The 13,293-nt window shown below is 64.0% G+C and carries 14 protein-coding genes and 1 pseudogene; 6 read left to right on the top strand and 9 right to left on the bottom strand.

The annotated features are described in order from the left end of the window. Window positions 1–447, bottom strand: a pseudogene (locus GSQ89_RS38770) (hypothetical protein); the annotation flags it as partial. Between the two features lie 467 nt (window positions 448–914). On the opposite strand from GSQ89_RS38770, the gene GSQ89_RS27275 reads away from it, so the two are divergent. After that, window positions 915–1,376 carry a hypothetical protein gene (locus tag GSQ89_RS27275; RefSeq protein WP_158931216.1) on the top strand — a complete coding sequence of 154 codons (462 nt, stop codon included), beginning with the start codon at window positions 915–917 and terminating at the stop codon, window positions 1,374–1,376. Here the strand turns inward: GSQ89_RS27275 and GSQ89_RS27280 are convergent. The 5 genes from GSQ89_RS27280 to GSQ89_RS27300 all read right to left on the bottom strand — a co-directional run bounded on the left by GSQ89_RS27280 (window position 1,373) and on the right by GSQ89_RS27300 (window position 7,291). Continuing rightward, on the bottom strand, window positions 1,373–1,684 hold the full coding sequence (locus GSQ89_RS27280; RefSeq protein WP_158931218.1) for a hypothetical protein: 312 nt from the start codon (window positions 1,682–1,684) through the stop codon (window positions 1,373–1,375). The two genes, GSQ89_RS27275 and GSQ89_RS27280, sit on opposite strands and share 4 nt — an antisense overlap. 421 nt (window positions 1,685–2,105) lie before the next feature. After that, the gene (locus GSQ89_RS27285) at window positions 2,106–3,662 is read right to left on the bottom strand and encodes a porin (protein WP_158931220.1); all 1,557 of its coding nucleotides are present in this window, start codon (window positions 3,660–3,662) and stop codon (window positions 2,106–2,108) included. 333 nt (window positions 3,663–3,995) lie between these two features. Then, entirely contained in the window at window positions 3,996–4,583 is a 588-nt protein-coding gene (locus tag GSQ89_RS27290; RefSeq protein WP_158931222.1) for a thiamine phosphate synthase, read from the bottom strand. Window positions 4,584–4,654: 71 nt separating this feature from the next. Then, entirely contained in the window at window positions 4,655–6,295 is a 1,641-nt protein-coding gene (locus GSQ89_RS27295; RefSeq protein WP_216856429.1) for a long-chain-fatty-acid--CoA ligase, read from the bottom strand. 72 nt (window positions 6,296–6,367) lie between these two features. Further along, complete coding sequence (locus GSQ89_RS27300) at window positions 6,368–7,291, bottom strand: LysR family transcriptional regulator (RefSeq protein ID WP_174254936.1); 924 nt, start codon at window positions 7,289–7,291, stop codon at window positions 6,368–6,370. A gap of 90 nt (window positions 7,292–7,381) precedes the next feature. Here GSQ89_RS27300 and GSQ89_RS27305 point away from each other — a divergent pair, with 90 nt between their 5' ends. From GSQ89_RS27305 to GSQ89_RS27320, 4 genes are read left to right on the top strand one after another with little or no spacing between them, the layout of a single operon-like run. Then, window positions 7,382–7,936 carry a chromate transporter gene (locus tag GSQ89_RS27305; protein ID WP_158931226.1) on the top strand — a complete coding sequence of 185 codons (555 nt, stop codon included), beginning with the start codon at window positions 7,382–7,384 and terminating at the stop codon, window positions 7,934–7,936. Beyond that, the gene (locus GSQ89_RS27310; RefSeq protein WP_158931228.1) at window positions 7,933–8,463 is read left to right on the top strand and encodes a chromate transporter; all 531 of its coding nucleotides are present in this window, start codon (window positions 7,933–7,935) and stop codon (window positions 8,461–8,463) included. The genes GSQ89_RS27305 and GSQ89_RS27310 overlap by 4 nt, the downstream gene beginning before the upstream one ends. A 57-nt stretch (window positions 8,464–8,520) precedes the next feature. Beyond that, the gene (locus GSQ89_RS27315) at window positions 8,521–9,267 is read left to right on the top strand and encodes an SDR family oxidoreductase (RefSeq protein ID WP_158931230.1); all 747 of its coding nucleotides are present in this window, start codon (window positions 8,521–8,523) and stop codon (window positions 9,265–9,267) included. Window position 9,268: 1 nt separating this feature from the next. Beyond that, on the top strand, window positions 9,269–9,961 hold the full coding sequence (locus GSQ89_RS27320; protein WP_158931232.1) for an SDR family NAD(P)-dependent oxidoreductase: 693 nt from the start codon (window positions 9,269–9,271) through the stop codon (window positions 9,959–9,961). An 8-nt stretch (window positions 9,962–9,969) separates the two neighbouring features. On the opposite strand, the gene rsmG is transcribed toward GSQ89_RS27320, so the two are convergent. The 3 genes from rsmG to GSQ89_RS27335 are packed head-to-tail and all read right to left on the bottom strand — an operon-like array spanning window position 9,970 to window position 12,007. Next, entirely contained in the window at window positions 9,970–10,545 is a 576-nt protein-coding gene (gene rsmG / locus GSQ89_RS27325; RefSeq protein WP_158931234.1) for a 16S rRNA (guanine(527)-N(7))-methyltransferase RsmG, read from the bottom strand. Further along, complete coding sequence (gene dmeF / locus GSQ89_RS27330; RefSeq protein ID WP_254073396.1) at window positions 10,542–11,717, bottom strand: CDF family Co(II)/Ni(II) efflux transporter DmeF; 1,176 nt, start codon at window positions 11,715–11,717, stop codon at window positions 10,542–10,544. The genes rsmG and dmeF overlap by 4 nt, the downstream gene beginning before the upstream one ends. 11 nt (window positions 11,718–11,728) lie before the next feature. Continuing rightward, entirely contained in the window at window positions 11,729–12,007 is a 279-nt protein-coding gene (locus tag GSQ89_RS27335) for a metal/formaldehyde-sensitive transcriptional repressor (RefSeq protein ID WP_158931238.1), read from the bottom strand. Window positions 12,008–12,435: 428 nt separating this feature from the next. Here GSQ89_RS27335 and GSQ89_RS27340 point away from each other — a divergent pair, with 428 nt between their 5' ends. Beyond that, the gene (locus tag GSQ89_RS27340) at window positions 12,436–13,293 is read left to right on the top strand and encodes a formylglycine-generating enzyme family protein (protein WP_158931240.1); all 858 of its coding nucleotides are present in this window, start codon (window positions 12,436–12,438) and stop codon (window positions 13,291–13,293) included.

Consider the following 13,293-nt stretch of genomic DNA (forward strand, 5'->3'; position numbering starts at 1 on the left):
ACCGTAATGGATGCCGTTGGTGCTGGTGCCGTCGAACCCGGGATACAGGCGCATGTAGGAACTGACGGTGACCGGGTTCTGCTTGTAGGTGACACCGCCCGGAACATGGTAGCTGTTCAGGCTGTTCGCGCTGTAACCGAAGTCGGCTTCGACCTTGCCACCCAGGCGGATGACAACGGTGCCGGGTGCCGGAACGGCATAGAAGTTCTGCCCGAGGGAGCCATAGGTGCTGAGGCCGCCGGCGGCGGCGCTGCCTGACGGGGTGTTGGGGATACCCCAAGAGTTGTTGTTGCTGTTGTACGAGGGGCCGCCGGCGTACGGCGCCGCGTACTGACCTTGAGACGGGTTCGCGGGCACCGGGGCCGGGCTTGCGGGCACTTGCTGGGCCAACGCCAAACCGCCGGATGCCCCCAGAATGGCCGCGCTGGCCATGAGAAGCTTACGCATGAAAATCCTCCTTATTGCACCGGTGTTCCGGCGATCCTCAGGCCCCGCCCGTCGACTCCCGCGAACAGGCGGGGGGCTGCCAGACCCGAGCAAATTCATGAATTGAAAATTACCCGACTGCAACCTGTTTTGGAGTAGGGTAGTGGCTTTCATGAAGCACCGTGGCGAAATAGCCACAGAGCGGAGAGGGGGTTACAAATTCAGGGCAATCGGAAAGAGGAAATATAAGCAAATACAATATATTACCTGCGTGTCGGTAGAGCGGCTGCTCCGCCGCTCCGCACACTCCAATACCGTTCACCAGCGATCCGGACTGATCAACGGTCGGCAAAAATATAAATTGAAACTTATATTTCGATAATCCATCTTGCTCAGAAGGGGTGGCGCGGAACCGTGGCGTCGCCGCCAGGCGAATTGATCGTGAGCATTTCTGATGCGGGGTAATCGAGGGGGCGACCTATATGCACATGCAACTGCATGATCTGCTTGATTCGGGCGTCTTGCTGGAAATGGCGTATACGCAGAAAAAAGCGGAACGTGTCATTACCGGGTTAGAGAAGCCGATCAATGACCACCTGCTGAAGCTGTGGACAATTTCGGACCCGTTTCAACGCGAGGTCTGGGTAGACAGCCTGGTTAACTGGATCGATGAAATCGGGGAGATCGTGCTGCGGCCGACAAATGCCCGGCCCCCTCACATTTTCTACTATAAGCTGTTGTTTTTTGAGCCATTTGGGGGCGGATCCGGCCTACCGAATCTGCTACGCCGCCTCCGCCGGCTGCATCGGGAGGGTTTTCCGGTGCCAATCGATATCGCACCGGATGCGTTGCTTCTGCGTCTCCAGGCGTTTCATCGCGATCTTTCCAGCCTGTGTGCGTGCAAACTGATGCGGGACGATCAAATCCGCGCGTTTCTGAAAGACCATTAGTGTCGATGGCGCTCATCAAGGATGGCACGTAGCTGGACGGCTTTTTGCGGTTCACTCAGCGCGACCCATACGCCGGCGCGGTGGTGGGTGAGGGAGCGGACGTCACTCCGTTTGATCCGTTCGGGGCGCCAGGATAGTTGTTCGACCCGCATGGCCGGAACGAGCAGGAAATAGTCGTCCGGTTCCTCCATTCCGGCGAAGAAGCTCTCGGCTTCCGCCACCATGCCGCGCGGGATAAAGAACAGCGTGTACTGGCATGGTCGCGACGGCGTCGGTGCTGGATGGTTGGCGTTTTCGCTGATTGTCATTGGTCCCCCCCTTTCGCTCGCATTCCCACACCCTGCCGTTCGCGGCGTGCGACGTGGCCGTCGCTATTGGTGCGATTCGGCACTTATGCGCCAGAGTATTTCGACTCTCGCTGGAAGGCCACGGTCCAGGACGCATCGCGGTGGTTGGGGTGTGTCCGAGATTGAGGCCGTCTTTTGATCCGTCATGGCCTAACGCCAGTCTGGGCCATCGCCACAATAAGGTGCTGGATCGAATGGGCCGGACTTCGCCGGTCGATGATGAGGTTGATGTGTCAACGTCAACGGTCGCCGGTATTAATCCGCTAAATCTGTATTCGCGCTTCTTTGCCGCTGTGCGTGAGGTTCGGCTCCGAGAGCGCGTCACAAAAAGAAACGGCGGGGTGATGCCCCGCCGCTTCGATCGTCTGGTTGATCGCGTTGATTACCAGGTCAGCATGGTCGAGACGAACAGGGCCTGACCCTTCACGTCGTTGTAGGCGTTGCCACCACCCACAGCGTTGGTCGCGAAATTGAAGTCACCCTGGTGGGTCTGATAGTAGTTGTATTCGAGCACCAGGTTCACACCCGGGGCGAGCCTGTAGTTGCCACCGAGCGCGGCTTCGAACTGGTGACGCTGCGAGACCCCTACCAGGTTCGCACTGCCCTGGGAGTTGATGATGCCGAAGGCGGAGCCGAGCACCCAGGGACCGTTGACGTAGGTCAGGCCGAAGACGGTCGCGTCCATGGGCGCGCCGCCGCTGGGGTCGAGGGCCAGCTGGTTGTTGACCTTGCCACCTTGGTAGGTGACGGCGGCGGTCAGGCCTGCGGTGGTGACGGCGAGACCACCCTGGTAGAAGCCGATCTGTTGGTAGTGCAGGGCGTTGGCGCTTGCCGACATGAAAGCGGCGGTGCCCGGCGTGGCGGTCGTGTATGTGGCGGCATCTTCGCCCGCGGCGTGTTCGTAGAAGCCGTAGGCCTTCACGTCGACGGGTCCAAAGGTGTGCTCATAGCGAAGACCCGCACCAACCTGATTATACCAGCGGTTGGCGGTGTTGCCGGTCGTTGTCTGGATCGAGTTGTCGCCGCCGCTCGGAAGCCCGGGGCTGCCACCCGATGAGAAAGCGGCGAGGGGTGAGGACATCTGGTAGGCGTTGCCCTCGCTCGGCGCGTATTGCAGGCCAATATCGAAGCCGTAGATCTGCGGGGTGAGGTAAGTCAGCTTTTCGTTGGCGTATTCGGCACCCGCCTGTGCGAGCCACGGATAGTTGGTGGCGCCACCGCCCAGTGCGTTGCCGAAGTTGACGCCGCCGAAGCCAGGGCCCTGGAACACGCCGTCGCCCGCATCCCAGCATTGGCTGGTGAAAATGCAGTTGTCGAACAGGCCGATAACGCCGTCACCCTGGCCGATGCGGAGGATACCGACCTGATCCGCGGACAGGTAGGTATAGGCGCGGCGGACAAAGACGGTTTCTGCGGAGGTGTTGACCGACGGGCTGGCGATGGATGGCGCCGCCGTGGTGCCGGTTGCGGCCATCGCGGGCTGGAAGTTCTCACGCAGCTCGATCTGGGCGCCGTAATGGATGCCGTTCGTGCTGGTGCCGTCGAACCCGGGATACAGGCGCATGTAGGAGCTGACGGAAGTCGCGTTCTGCTTGTAGGTGACACCGCCCGGGACATGGTAGCTGTTCAGGCTGGTGGAGGTCACGCCAACGTCGGCCTCGACCTTGCCGTTGAGTCGGATGACAACGGTGCCGGGTGCCGGAACGGCATAGAAGTTCTGCCCGACCGAGCCATAGGTGCTGAGGCCGCCGGCAGCCGCGCTGCCTGATGGGGTGTTGGGGATACCCCAGGAGTTGTTGTTGCTGTTGTACGATGCGCCGCCCGCGTACGGAGCGACCAACTGACCTTGGGACGGGTTCGCGGGAACCTGCGTCTGGGCAAACGCCAGACTGGCGGACGCCCCCAGAATGGCCCCACTGGCCATGAGAAGCTTACGCATGAAAATCCTCCTTATTACACCGGTGTCCCGGCGATCTCCTCAGGCCCCGCCCGTCGTCTCCCGCGAACAGGCGGGGGGCAGCCAGACCCTGACGAAAATTAATGACGGGATGTTTATGCCCCTGCAACCCGCTTCGGGAGTGCATCATGGCATTTCTGGAACACTGCGCTTTTTATGCAACATGCGTATTCGAGGCCGACTGAGCCATAGGATTACCGCCGTGTGGCAGCCGCGGCGCAGTCTCGTGGGGTTGCGGTGGTACACCGCTTGGGGGATGGCGTATTGTCCGACCATGACCGGAGCGGAGCGCTCCGCTCCGGTGGTCGCCAGAGATCAGCCGGTACTGAGTGCTCCGATCGCGCCGGCCGCCTGTACCAATCGGGAGGGTAACCGCTTGATCGTGCCGCCATCCACGCCACCTAGCGCCGCGATGGCGGGGAATGACCAGGCGCGGTGCCGGGCGATTGCCGCCCAGCGCAACGGACCCAGGCCGGGGGCGCCGGCATGGCTTGCGGTGGCGAAGGCCGGTGACAGGAAAACCAGATCGGCGTGCGCTCGCCGAGCCCGAAGCAGATCCGGTATCGAATGGGCGGAACTTGTGGTCACACCGCGTGTGCGAACCGGTCCGGGCCGGTAGCCGCCTCGCAGATGGACGCCCGCGTGCAACGCCGCCGCCAGCCGAGCATTGCCTGCCACCACCAGGATCAACCGGCGGGCGCGGCAGATCCGTGCCAGGTCGCGTCCGAGGCTGGTTCGGGCGGGGTCATGGTCGTGCCGCAGGACGACTCCGGCTTGACCGCGGGGCAGACAGGCAACCGACATGCGCGGATCGGGAAGGCGCCTGTCGTCGGTGAACAGCCACAGGCGGGGCAAGGGGACCGGCTTGTGGCGCAGGCCCCAGGCCAGGAGTTTCCGGTCCATGCGGGTTAGGTGGGGCGGGGAGCCGTAGGCGTGGCCTCGTCCGCGCCGTGGCCAGGTGTCCGACGCATGGGTTACGACGCTTTCAAGTAATGATCTTTATACTGCGTTCTTAGACTTGTCTTCAGTAGCTTGCCGGTGGCGGTGTGGGGCAGTTCTGGGACGACCACGACCTCATCCGGCAGCCACCATTTGGCGACCTTGCCTTCGTACAGGGCCAGAACAGACGCAGGGTCGACGGTCTTGTCGGGGCGCGGGACCACCAGCAGCAGCGGGCGTTCGTCCCATTTGGGGTGGCGGGCGGCGATCACCGCGGCCTCCAGGACGTCGGGGTGGGAGACGGCGATGTTCTCCAGGGTGATGGAGCTGATCCACTCGCCGCCCGACTTGATGACGTCCTTGGAGCGGTCGGTAATCTCCATGAAGCCGTCGGGGTCGATGGTGGCGACGTCGCCGGTGGCGAACCAGCCGTCCTGGTCGAGGGCGGTGCCGGGTTGGTCGCCGTAGTAGGCGCTGGCGATCCAGGGGCCTTTGACCGCCAGGTCACCGAACGCGGTGCCGTCCCAGGGCAGTTCGTGGCCATCGCCGTCGACGATCTTCATGTCGATGCCGGGCAGGATGCGGCCTTGTTTCAGCATGTGCCGCGTGGCCTGGTCCTTGGTCAGTCCCTGCTGGGCGGGTTTGGGGGCGTTGTAGGTGCCGACAGGGCTGAGTTCGCTCATGCCCCAGCCGTGCTCGACCGCCACGCCATATTCGTCGCGGAAGGCTTCGATCAGCAGCGGCGGGGCGGCGGAGCCTCCGGTCATGATGCGTTCGACGGTGTCCAGCCGTTCGCCGCTGGAACGGAGGTGTTGCAGAAGGCCGAGCCAGACGGTGGGGACGCCGGCGGTGAAGGTGACGCGTTCGGTGTTGAGGAGGTTGGCCATGCTGGCGCCGTCGAGATGACGGCCGGGCAGGATAAGAGAGGCTCCGACCAGTGCCGCGGCGTAGGGCATGCCCCAGGCGTTGACGTGAAACATCGGCACGACCGGCAGGGCTCGACTGGTCGCACGTATGTTCAGGACGTCGGGCAATGCGGTGGCATAGGCGTGCAGCCACGTTGAGCGGTGGCTATACAGCACGCCTTTGGGGCGGCCGGTGGTGCCGGAGGTGTAGCAAAGCGCGCTGGCGGTGTTTTCGTCGAACAGCGGCCAGACGTAGTCGTCGTCGGCCGCGTCCATCAGTTGGTCGTAACAGGCCAGTGTCATGCCGGGGGCGAGGGTGACGTCGGCCATGGTTTCCGGCGCAGTCAGCATGACGACTGTCTTGACGGTTTCGGCGATGTTCGGTGCGATTGTGGTGATCAGTGCGGCGAAGCTGCTGTCGACGAACAGGATTTTATCCTGCGCGTGATTGATAATGTACGAAATATCGTCGGGATGCAGGCGGGGGTTGATGGTGTGGCAAATCGCCTGCATGCCGGGGGCGGCGTAGTAGACCTCCAGATGGCGGAATCCGTTCCAGGCCAGGGTGCCGACGCGGTCCCCGGGTCCGACGCCGAGGTTTTGCAGGACTCGGACGAGGCGCCGGGATCGGGCCTCGACGTCTCGCCAGGTGTAGCGATGGGTGGTGTTCTCGTGCGTGCGGGATACGATTTCGCCTGATCCGTGGTGCCGGGCGGCGTGGGTCAGGATCGAGGAAATCATCAGCCCCTGGGGCTGCATCAGACCGAGCACTTGGGTCACCTCCGGGTTGTTTGTTGGGGTGGGATGATAGGGGAACGGCTGGGTAAAAGAAGGGTAATAACGTCAGGGTGTGGGCGGATGATTGTCTTTCATTTGACGCACCAGCGCGCGGAACCGGGCCAGCACCGGGGACAGGACTGTCCGCCGCATCGTCAGGTGCAGCGGTGCGGATAAGTCCGGGCAACCGTCCAGCCGCCGATAGGCGATGTTCTCGCCGCCCAGGCGTTGCATGGAGGCTGGCACGATCGACACGCCGAGGCCCGCCGCCACCAGGCTGAGCGTTGCCGGCAGGCGGGGGGCTTCCTGCGCGATGATTGGGCTGAACCCGGCGGTTCGGCAGGCGGCCAGGATGGCGTCGTAGAGGCCGGGGCCGGCGGGGCGGCGGTAGAGCACGAATTCCTCGGCCGCCAGCGTGGCGAGTGGCAGCGGCGAAGCGGTATCCGCGGCGAGGCGATGTCCTAATGGCAACGCGGCGATCATCGGTTCGTCCAGGACGGGGTCGACGAGCAGGTTGGCCATGCTGGCGACTGAGGAGCGCACGAAGGCCGCGTCCAGCCGTTCGTGCAGCAGGGCATCCACCAGTTCGCCGGTGCCGGCTTCCTCCAACACGATGGAAACACCGGGCAGGGCCTCGCGGAAGGTGCGCAGGGCGGCGGGAACGAAGGGATGCAGCGCGGCGGAACTGGTGAAGCCAATGGCGAGGCGGCCCTGTTCGCCGCGGGCCGCGCGACGGACCACATCGTTCAGGCCCTCGGCGCGGGCGAGGACAGCACGGGCTTCTGTCAGCAGGGCTTTGCCGGCCTCGGTCGGGCGCACGCCGCGCGGCAGGCGGTGCATCAGCAGGACGCCCAGTTCTTTCTCCAGGCCGTGTAGTAGCCGGGTGAGCGGCGGTTGCTGCATCCCCAGCCGTTCGGCTGCTCGGGTGATGTGGCCTTCCTCGGCCACGGCGACGAAGGCGCGCAGGCGGCGGAGCTCGATCAGATTCATACCGGCAGAGTATCGCAAAACGTTCGCGGTTGCATTGGACATCATGAGAGGACCATCGCAAGTGTCGTTCGGGACACGCGGAGGGTATCGATGGCCGAACGGCGCGGCGGGGCGGAGGTGCCCTCGGTCTGGGCATTGTTTCTTGGATTTCTGGGGCTTGGCCTGATCGGGTTTGGCGGAGTGCTGCCGCTGGCGCGGCGGATGCTGGTGGAACAGCGGCGCTGGATGACGGCCGAGGCGTTCATCGAGACATTGGGCCTGTGCCAGTTCCTGCCGGGTGGCAATATCATCAATCTGTCGGTCGCGGTCGGTTTGGAGTTCCGTGGTGCGGCCGGGGCGGTGGCGGCGCTGACCGGTTTGATGGCGGCGCCGACGGCGATCGTGATCGGCCTGGGCGTCTTCTTCGAGCGGTTCCGGGATGATCCGCATGTCCAGCATCTGTTTGCCGGGCTGGCGGCGGCATCTGCGGGATTGCTGGTGACGACGGCGCTGAAAATGCTGGCGCCGCTGCGGACAAGGTTCTTCGGGCTGGTCATTACCGGGCTGTGCTTTGCCGCCGTCGGGTGGCTGCGCGTGCCGTTGCTGCCGACGATGCTGGTTCTGGCGCCACTCAGTATCGCCATCACGTGGTGGCGGACGGCATGACCGGAGTGCTGGTTTCGCTGGCTGCCATATTTGCGGAGTTGTCGCTGCTGGCGTTCGGCGGTGGCAACACGACTCTGCCGGAGATGCAGCGCCAGGTGGTCGACGTGCATCACTGGATGTCGGCGTCCGATTTCAGCGCGGTGTTCGCGCTGGCTCGGGCGGCACCGGGGCCGAACCTGATGATCGTTCCGCTCCTGGGCTGGCGGGTTGCGGGTCTGCCCGGTCTGGTGGTGTCTTCGGTGGCGATGTTCGGGCCGTCCTCCATCCTGATGGGCCTGGCTTTGGGCTTGTGGCGGCGGTTCAAGAACAATCCGTGGCGCCGCATCGTGCAGGCCGGGCTGGTGCCGGTGACGGTCGGGTTGGTCGCGGCCAGCGCGGCGATCATCGCTCGTGCGTCGGACGGGACCTGGGGGCTGACGGCGATCACCGTTGTTGCCGTGGTTGCTACATTGGGGGAGCGAATCAACCCGCTTTGGGTGCTCGCGGCCGGTGCGGCGGCGGGGTTCGTGGGCATGGGGTGGTTTTAACCCGACGGCTGGGCGCGCATGATGTGCGGGCAAGGCAAGCACGGGGAGAAAGCCAAGATGCAACCGGTCATGATCGTTACCGGCGGTAGCCAGGGGATCGGCGAAGCGGTGGGCCGGCTGGCGGCCGCTCGGGGTTACGCGGTGGCGCTGACCTATCAGTCGAATGAGGCGATGGCGCGAGCGGTGGTCGCCGATATCACCGCGGCCGGCGGCAAGGCGATCGCGGTGCGGGCGGAAATGGCCGACGAGGGGTCGATCCTGGCGCTGTACCGGACGGTCGATACGGAATTGGGGCCGGTCACTGCGCTGGTCAACAATGCCGGAACGCCGGGGCCGATGGGCAAGATCGACACGGTGACGACGGAGATCCTTGATACGGTGCTGGGGGCGAATGTGCGCGGGCCGTTCCTGATGATCCGGGAAGCGGTGGCCCGGATGGCGACGGATCGGGGCGGGGCCGGTGGGGCGATCGTCAATGTTTCGTCGCGGGCGGCGGAGCTCGGTGGGGCGGGCGAGTGGATCCATTACGCGGCATCGAAAGGGGCGCTGGACAGCCTGACGGTGGGTGCGTCGAAGGAATTGGCGCAGCGCGGCATCCGGGTGAACGCGGTCAGTCCGGGGTTGATCCAGACCGATCTGCATGTTCGTGCCGGGTTGCCGGACCGGCTGACTCGGCTGGTTGGCGGGGTGCCGATGGGGCGGGTCGGCAGTACCGATGAAGTCGCGACCGCGGTGCTGTGGTTACTTTCTCCGGAAGCGTCCTATATTACGGGCGTCATAGTACCGATCTCCGGAGGGCGTTGAAATGGAACCGAAAACAGCATTGATCGTGGGCGTGGGGCCGGGTCTGAGCGCGTCATTGGCGCGATTGTTCAGCAAGCACGGGTTGCAGGTGGCGATGGCGGCCCGTGATCCAGACAAATTGCAGAAGTTGGCGGAGGAGACCGCCGGGGTGACCTTCGCCTGCGAGGCGACCGAACCCGAGGAGGTCGCCGCGCTGTTCGAAGTGGTGGTCGCCACACAGGGCGTGCCGGATATCGTGGTCTACAACGCCAGTGCCCGGGCGCGGGGGCCGGTGACGGATCTGGACCCGGCGGATGTCGCTCGGGCGATTTCGGTCAGCGCCTATGGTGGGTTTTTGGTGGCGCAGCAGGCGGCGCGGCACATGGTGGCGCGTGGGTCCGGGGCGATCCTGCTGACCGGGGCGTCGGCCAGTGTGAAGGGGTATCCGAATTCGTCTGCCTTCGCGATGGGCAAGTTCGCGCTGCGTGGGCTGGCGTCCAGCCTGGCGCGTGAGTTGTCGCCGAAGGGCGTGCACGTCGCGCATTTCGTCATCGATGGCGGGATTCGGAGCGCGGCGCGGGCGGATTCGAACGACAATCCGGACAGCACGCTGGACCCGGATGCGATCGCCGAGACGTACTGGCAGGTGGCAAACCAGCCGCGGAGCGCGTGGACGTGGGAAGTTGAGTTGCGGCCCTGGGTGGAGAAGTTCTGACCGCGCGGTCAGGACGCTTTGGGGCACAGTCCGGTGATGCGCAGGACGACGCCGTCCTGACCTGTCTGGCTTGGCACGCGGTCGACCGCCATCGACCAATCGGTGGCGGCGGCCAGTTCGTCCTCGGCTTTCGCGCCTTTCAGGAAGAGGCAGGTTCCGTTGTCGGTCAGCAGCCGTGCCGCCAGGGGTAGCAATCGCGGCAGCGGGGCCAGGGCTCGGGCGGTGACCAGGGGGGCCGGTGGCACCGTGGCGTCCTCGATCCGGCAGCAATGCACGGTGGCGGGGGCGCCGGTCTGCAGGATCGCTGTGCGCAGGAATGACGCCTTGCGCTGATCGGACTCGATCAGGTCGAACGGGATGCCGGTGGCGATCGCCAGCACCAGGCCGGGGAAGCCGCCGCCGGTGCCCAGATCTATGGCTCGGGGTGTGTCCTTGGGCATCAGCGGGACGAGTTGCAGCGAGTCGGCGATGTGACGGTCCCACAGGGTGGCAGCGTCGCGCGCCGCGATCAGGTTCAGGGTGGCGTTCCAGCGCAACAGCAGCGTGGCGAAGTCGCGCAGCTTGGCGTCGGCGTCGGGGTTCAACGGGGTTGGACTTCGACGGTGACGTGGGACAGCGCGGCGAAGTGCCTCAGGCGTTCGTGGTAGTCCTCCGGCCCGCGCTGCTTGCCGGTTACGACGGACAGAACCGCGCCCAGATGGCCAGGACCGAGCCGCCAGATGTGGAGGTCGGTGAGTTTGTCGCCGTCGGTCTCGATTTCCTGCCGCAGTCGTTCGGTCAGCACGCGATCGGGGTTCATGTCGAGCAGGATACCGCCGGTGTCGCGTATCAGGCCATAGGCCCAACTGGCGATGACGCCGGCCCCGACGATGCCAGCCAGCGGATCCATCCATAGCCAGCCGAACGCCTTGGCCAGCAGCAGGCCGACGATCACCAGGACGGACACCGCGGCGTCGGCCATGACGTGGACAATCGCGGCCCGCATGTTGTTGTCGCGGTGGGCTTCGGTGTGGGTGTGTTCTTCATAGATCGTCGACGCCTGGGTGTCGCCGAGGTGGAGGTCGACGGTGAAGTCGTGCGGTTCGGGGATTTCGTCGATGCTTTCCAGGATGCCGGCCAGTTGGGTGAACGCGAAGCGTTGGCGGGCGCCGTCGGGGCGGGTGGTTTCCGCCCATACCGTGTCGGGGGGCACGGATTCGCGGATGCGGAAGCGGGGTGGGACGCCGTCCTCGTGGATTTCCAAGGTCAGCCTAGTGCCGGAAAAATCGAGCGTGCGGGTTTCATCGTGGTCGTGGTCGTGGTGGTAGTGATGATGGTGATGGCCGGCGCCGAGGAGCCAGGCGCTGGCGATGTTCACGGTCAGGCCGAGGCAGGCGATGGGGATAGCCTCGCCGAAGGCGATCGGCACAGGGTTTAGCAGGCGGCCGGCTGCCTCCCACCCGATCAGCAGCGCGATCATCGCCAGCACGATGGCGCTGGTGAAGCCGGCGAGGTCGCCGAGTTTGCCGGTGCCGAAGGTGAAACGAGCATCGGCGGCGTGACGGCGGGCGTAGCGATAGGCCAGGGCGGCGAGCAGCAGGGCGCCGGCATGGGTGCTCATGTGCAGGCCGTCGGCGACCAGGGCGATGGAGCCGAACAGCAGGCCGCCCAGAACCTCCAGCGCCATCATCGTCGCGCAGAGCCAGATGACGGCCCAGGTGCGCTTTTCGGCGTGTTCGTGGCCTTCACCGAGGAAGACGTGGCTGTGCGGTTCCATGCCTTGTCCTGTCATTTCAGGTAGGTGCGGACGACGTCGAGCAGTTGCTCGACCGCATCCGGGTTCAGGGCGGCGGGGTGGAGTTCGGCGTCTACGAGATGGGTGCGGACGTGGTCCTCGACGACCTCCGCCATCAGGCCGGCCATGGCGCCACGGGCGCCGGCGATGAGGTGCATGACCTGCTCGCAGCCGGATTCGGTTTCCAGGGCGCGTTCGATGGCCTCGATCTGGCCGCGGAGGCGGCGGACGCGGGCCAGGAGCTTCTGTTTCTCACGGATGGTGTGGGTCATGGATAGGGGGGTACCCTATCGGGTGGGGTTGCGCAATGGGGGGTGGCGTGTCTGGCGAAGGAAGAATTACAACTCAGATGAAAGAAGATGCACGCGGAACACGCAGATAGTGATGGGCTGGGCGGTCGGATGCGCGTTCAGCATGCTCAACACGCTTGGCGCGGTTTCTTGAGACGGTCCACCGGCACATCAAGTAGTGTAAGATGACGGCTGATTCTGGGTTACCAAAAATGTTGGTACGACTGTCTACGCGCAATGGACGAGCGTCGCTTTGCGCATCGGATTGGGTCGCGTGGATTACGAGGCAATGGAGACCCTTAGCAATCGTCGCCTTAATATTATTAGGTAGCGTAGTTGCCGAAGATCACTCCAGAGCACAGGGCCTTCAACCTGGAATCACCTTCCGTGATTGTCCGGATTGCCCCGAAATGGTGGTCATCCCCGGCGGCAGTTTTTTGATGGGATCAACCGAATCCGATACAAAAAGGGATCTCGGCGCTGTTCCGGCAGAGGCTCCAGGTATTGCTACCTTTTTGGGCATTACCGATCATCAAGCGGCCCAGAAATTCATGGCATACGAGCATCCTCAGCATAGGGTCACTATTTCCAAGGCTCTTGCCTTGGGAAAATATCCGGTGACGGTCGGCGAATTTGCCGTCTTCGTGCGGGAGACTGGCTACTCAACCGGATCTTGCTATATTTTTGGTATCGACGGGCGCCGTGGCCACACGACGTCCGCAACGTGGTCCCATCCTGGCTTCAGGCAAACAGAACGAGACCCTGTTGTCTGTGTTACCTGGGATGACGCGAAAGCCTACCTCGCCTGGCTCGATAAGAAGACGGACAGCGGTGCATCCGGCCCAGCGCCTGGCCACTATGAGCTGCCAAGCGAGGCAGAGTGGGAGTATGCAGCCCGGGCCGGAAGCCAGACCGCGCGATGGTGGGGTAACGACATGGTCGTCGGAAAGGCTAACTGTTACCAGTGCAACAATAACGCATATCCGCAGCGTCCGATCTCTGTCGGAACCTTTCCAGCAAATCCATTTGGCCTTTATGATATGTTGGGAAATGCATCGCAATGGACCAAAGATTGTTGGGTGGACAGCTACGACAAGGCACCCGTTGACGGAAGCGCACGGACGGATGGCGATTGTGCCAAGAGAGTAGAACGAGGCGGGAGCGGGAATGGCCTTGCCTGGGTTTCACGCTCGGCTTCAAGGTCCGCAATAAGAGCTGATCTGGGCTACAGCGACCTGGGATTCAGAGTAAAAAAATCGATACGGTAA

It is taken from the genome of Acidisphaera sp. S103, assembly GCF_009765975.1.
GTDB lineage: Bacteria > Pseudomonadota > Alphaproteobacteria > Acetobacterales > Acetobacteraceae > Rhodopila.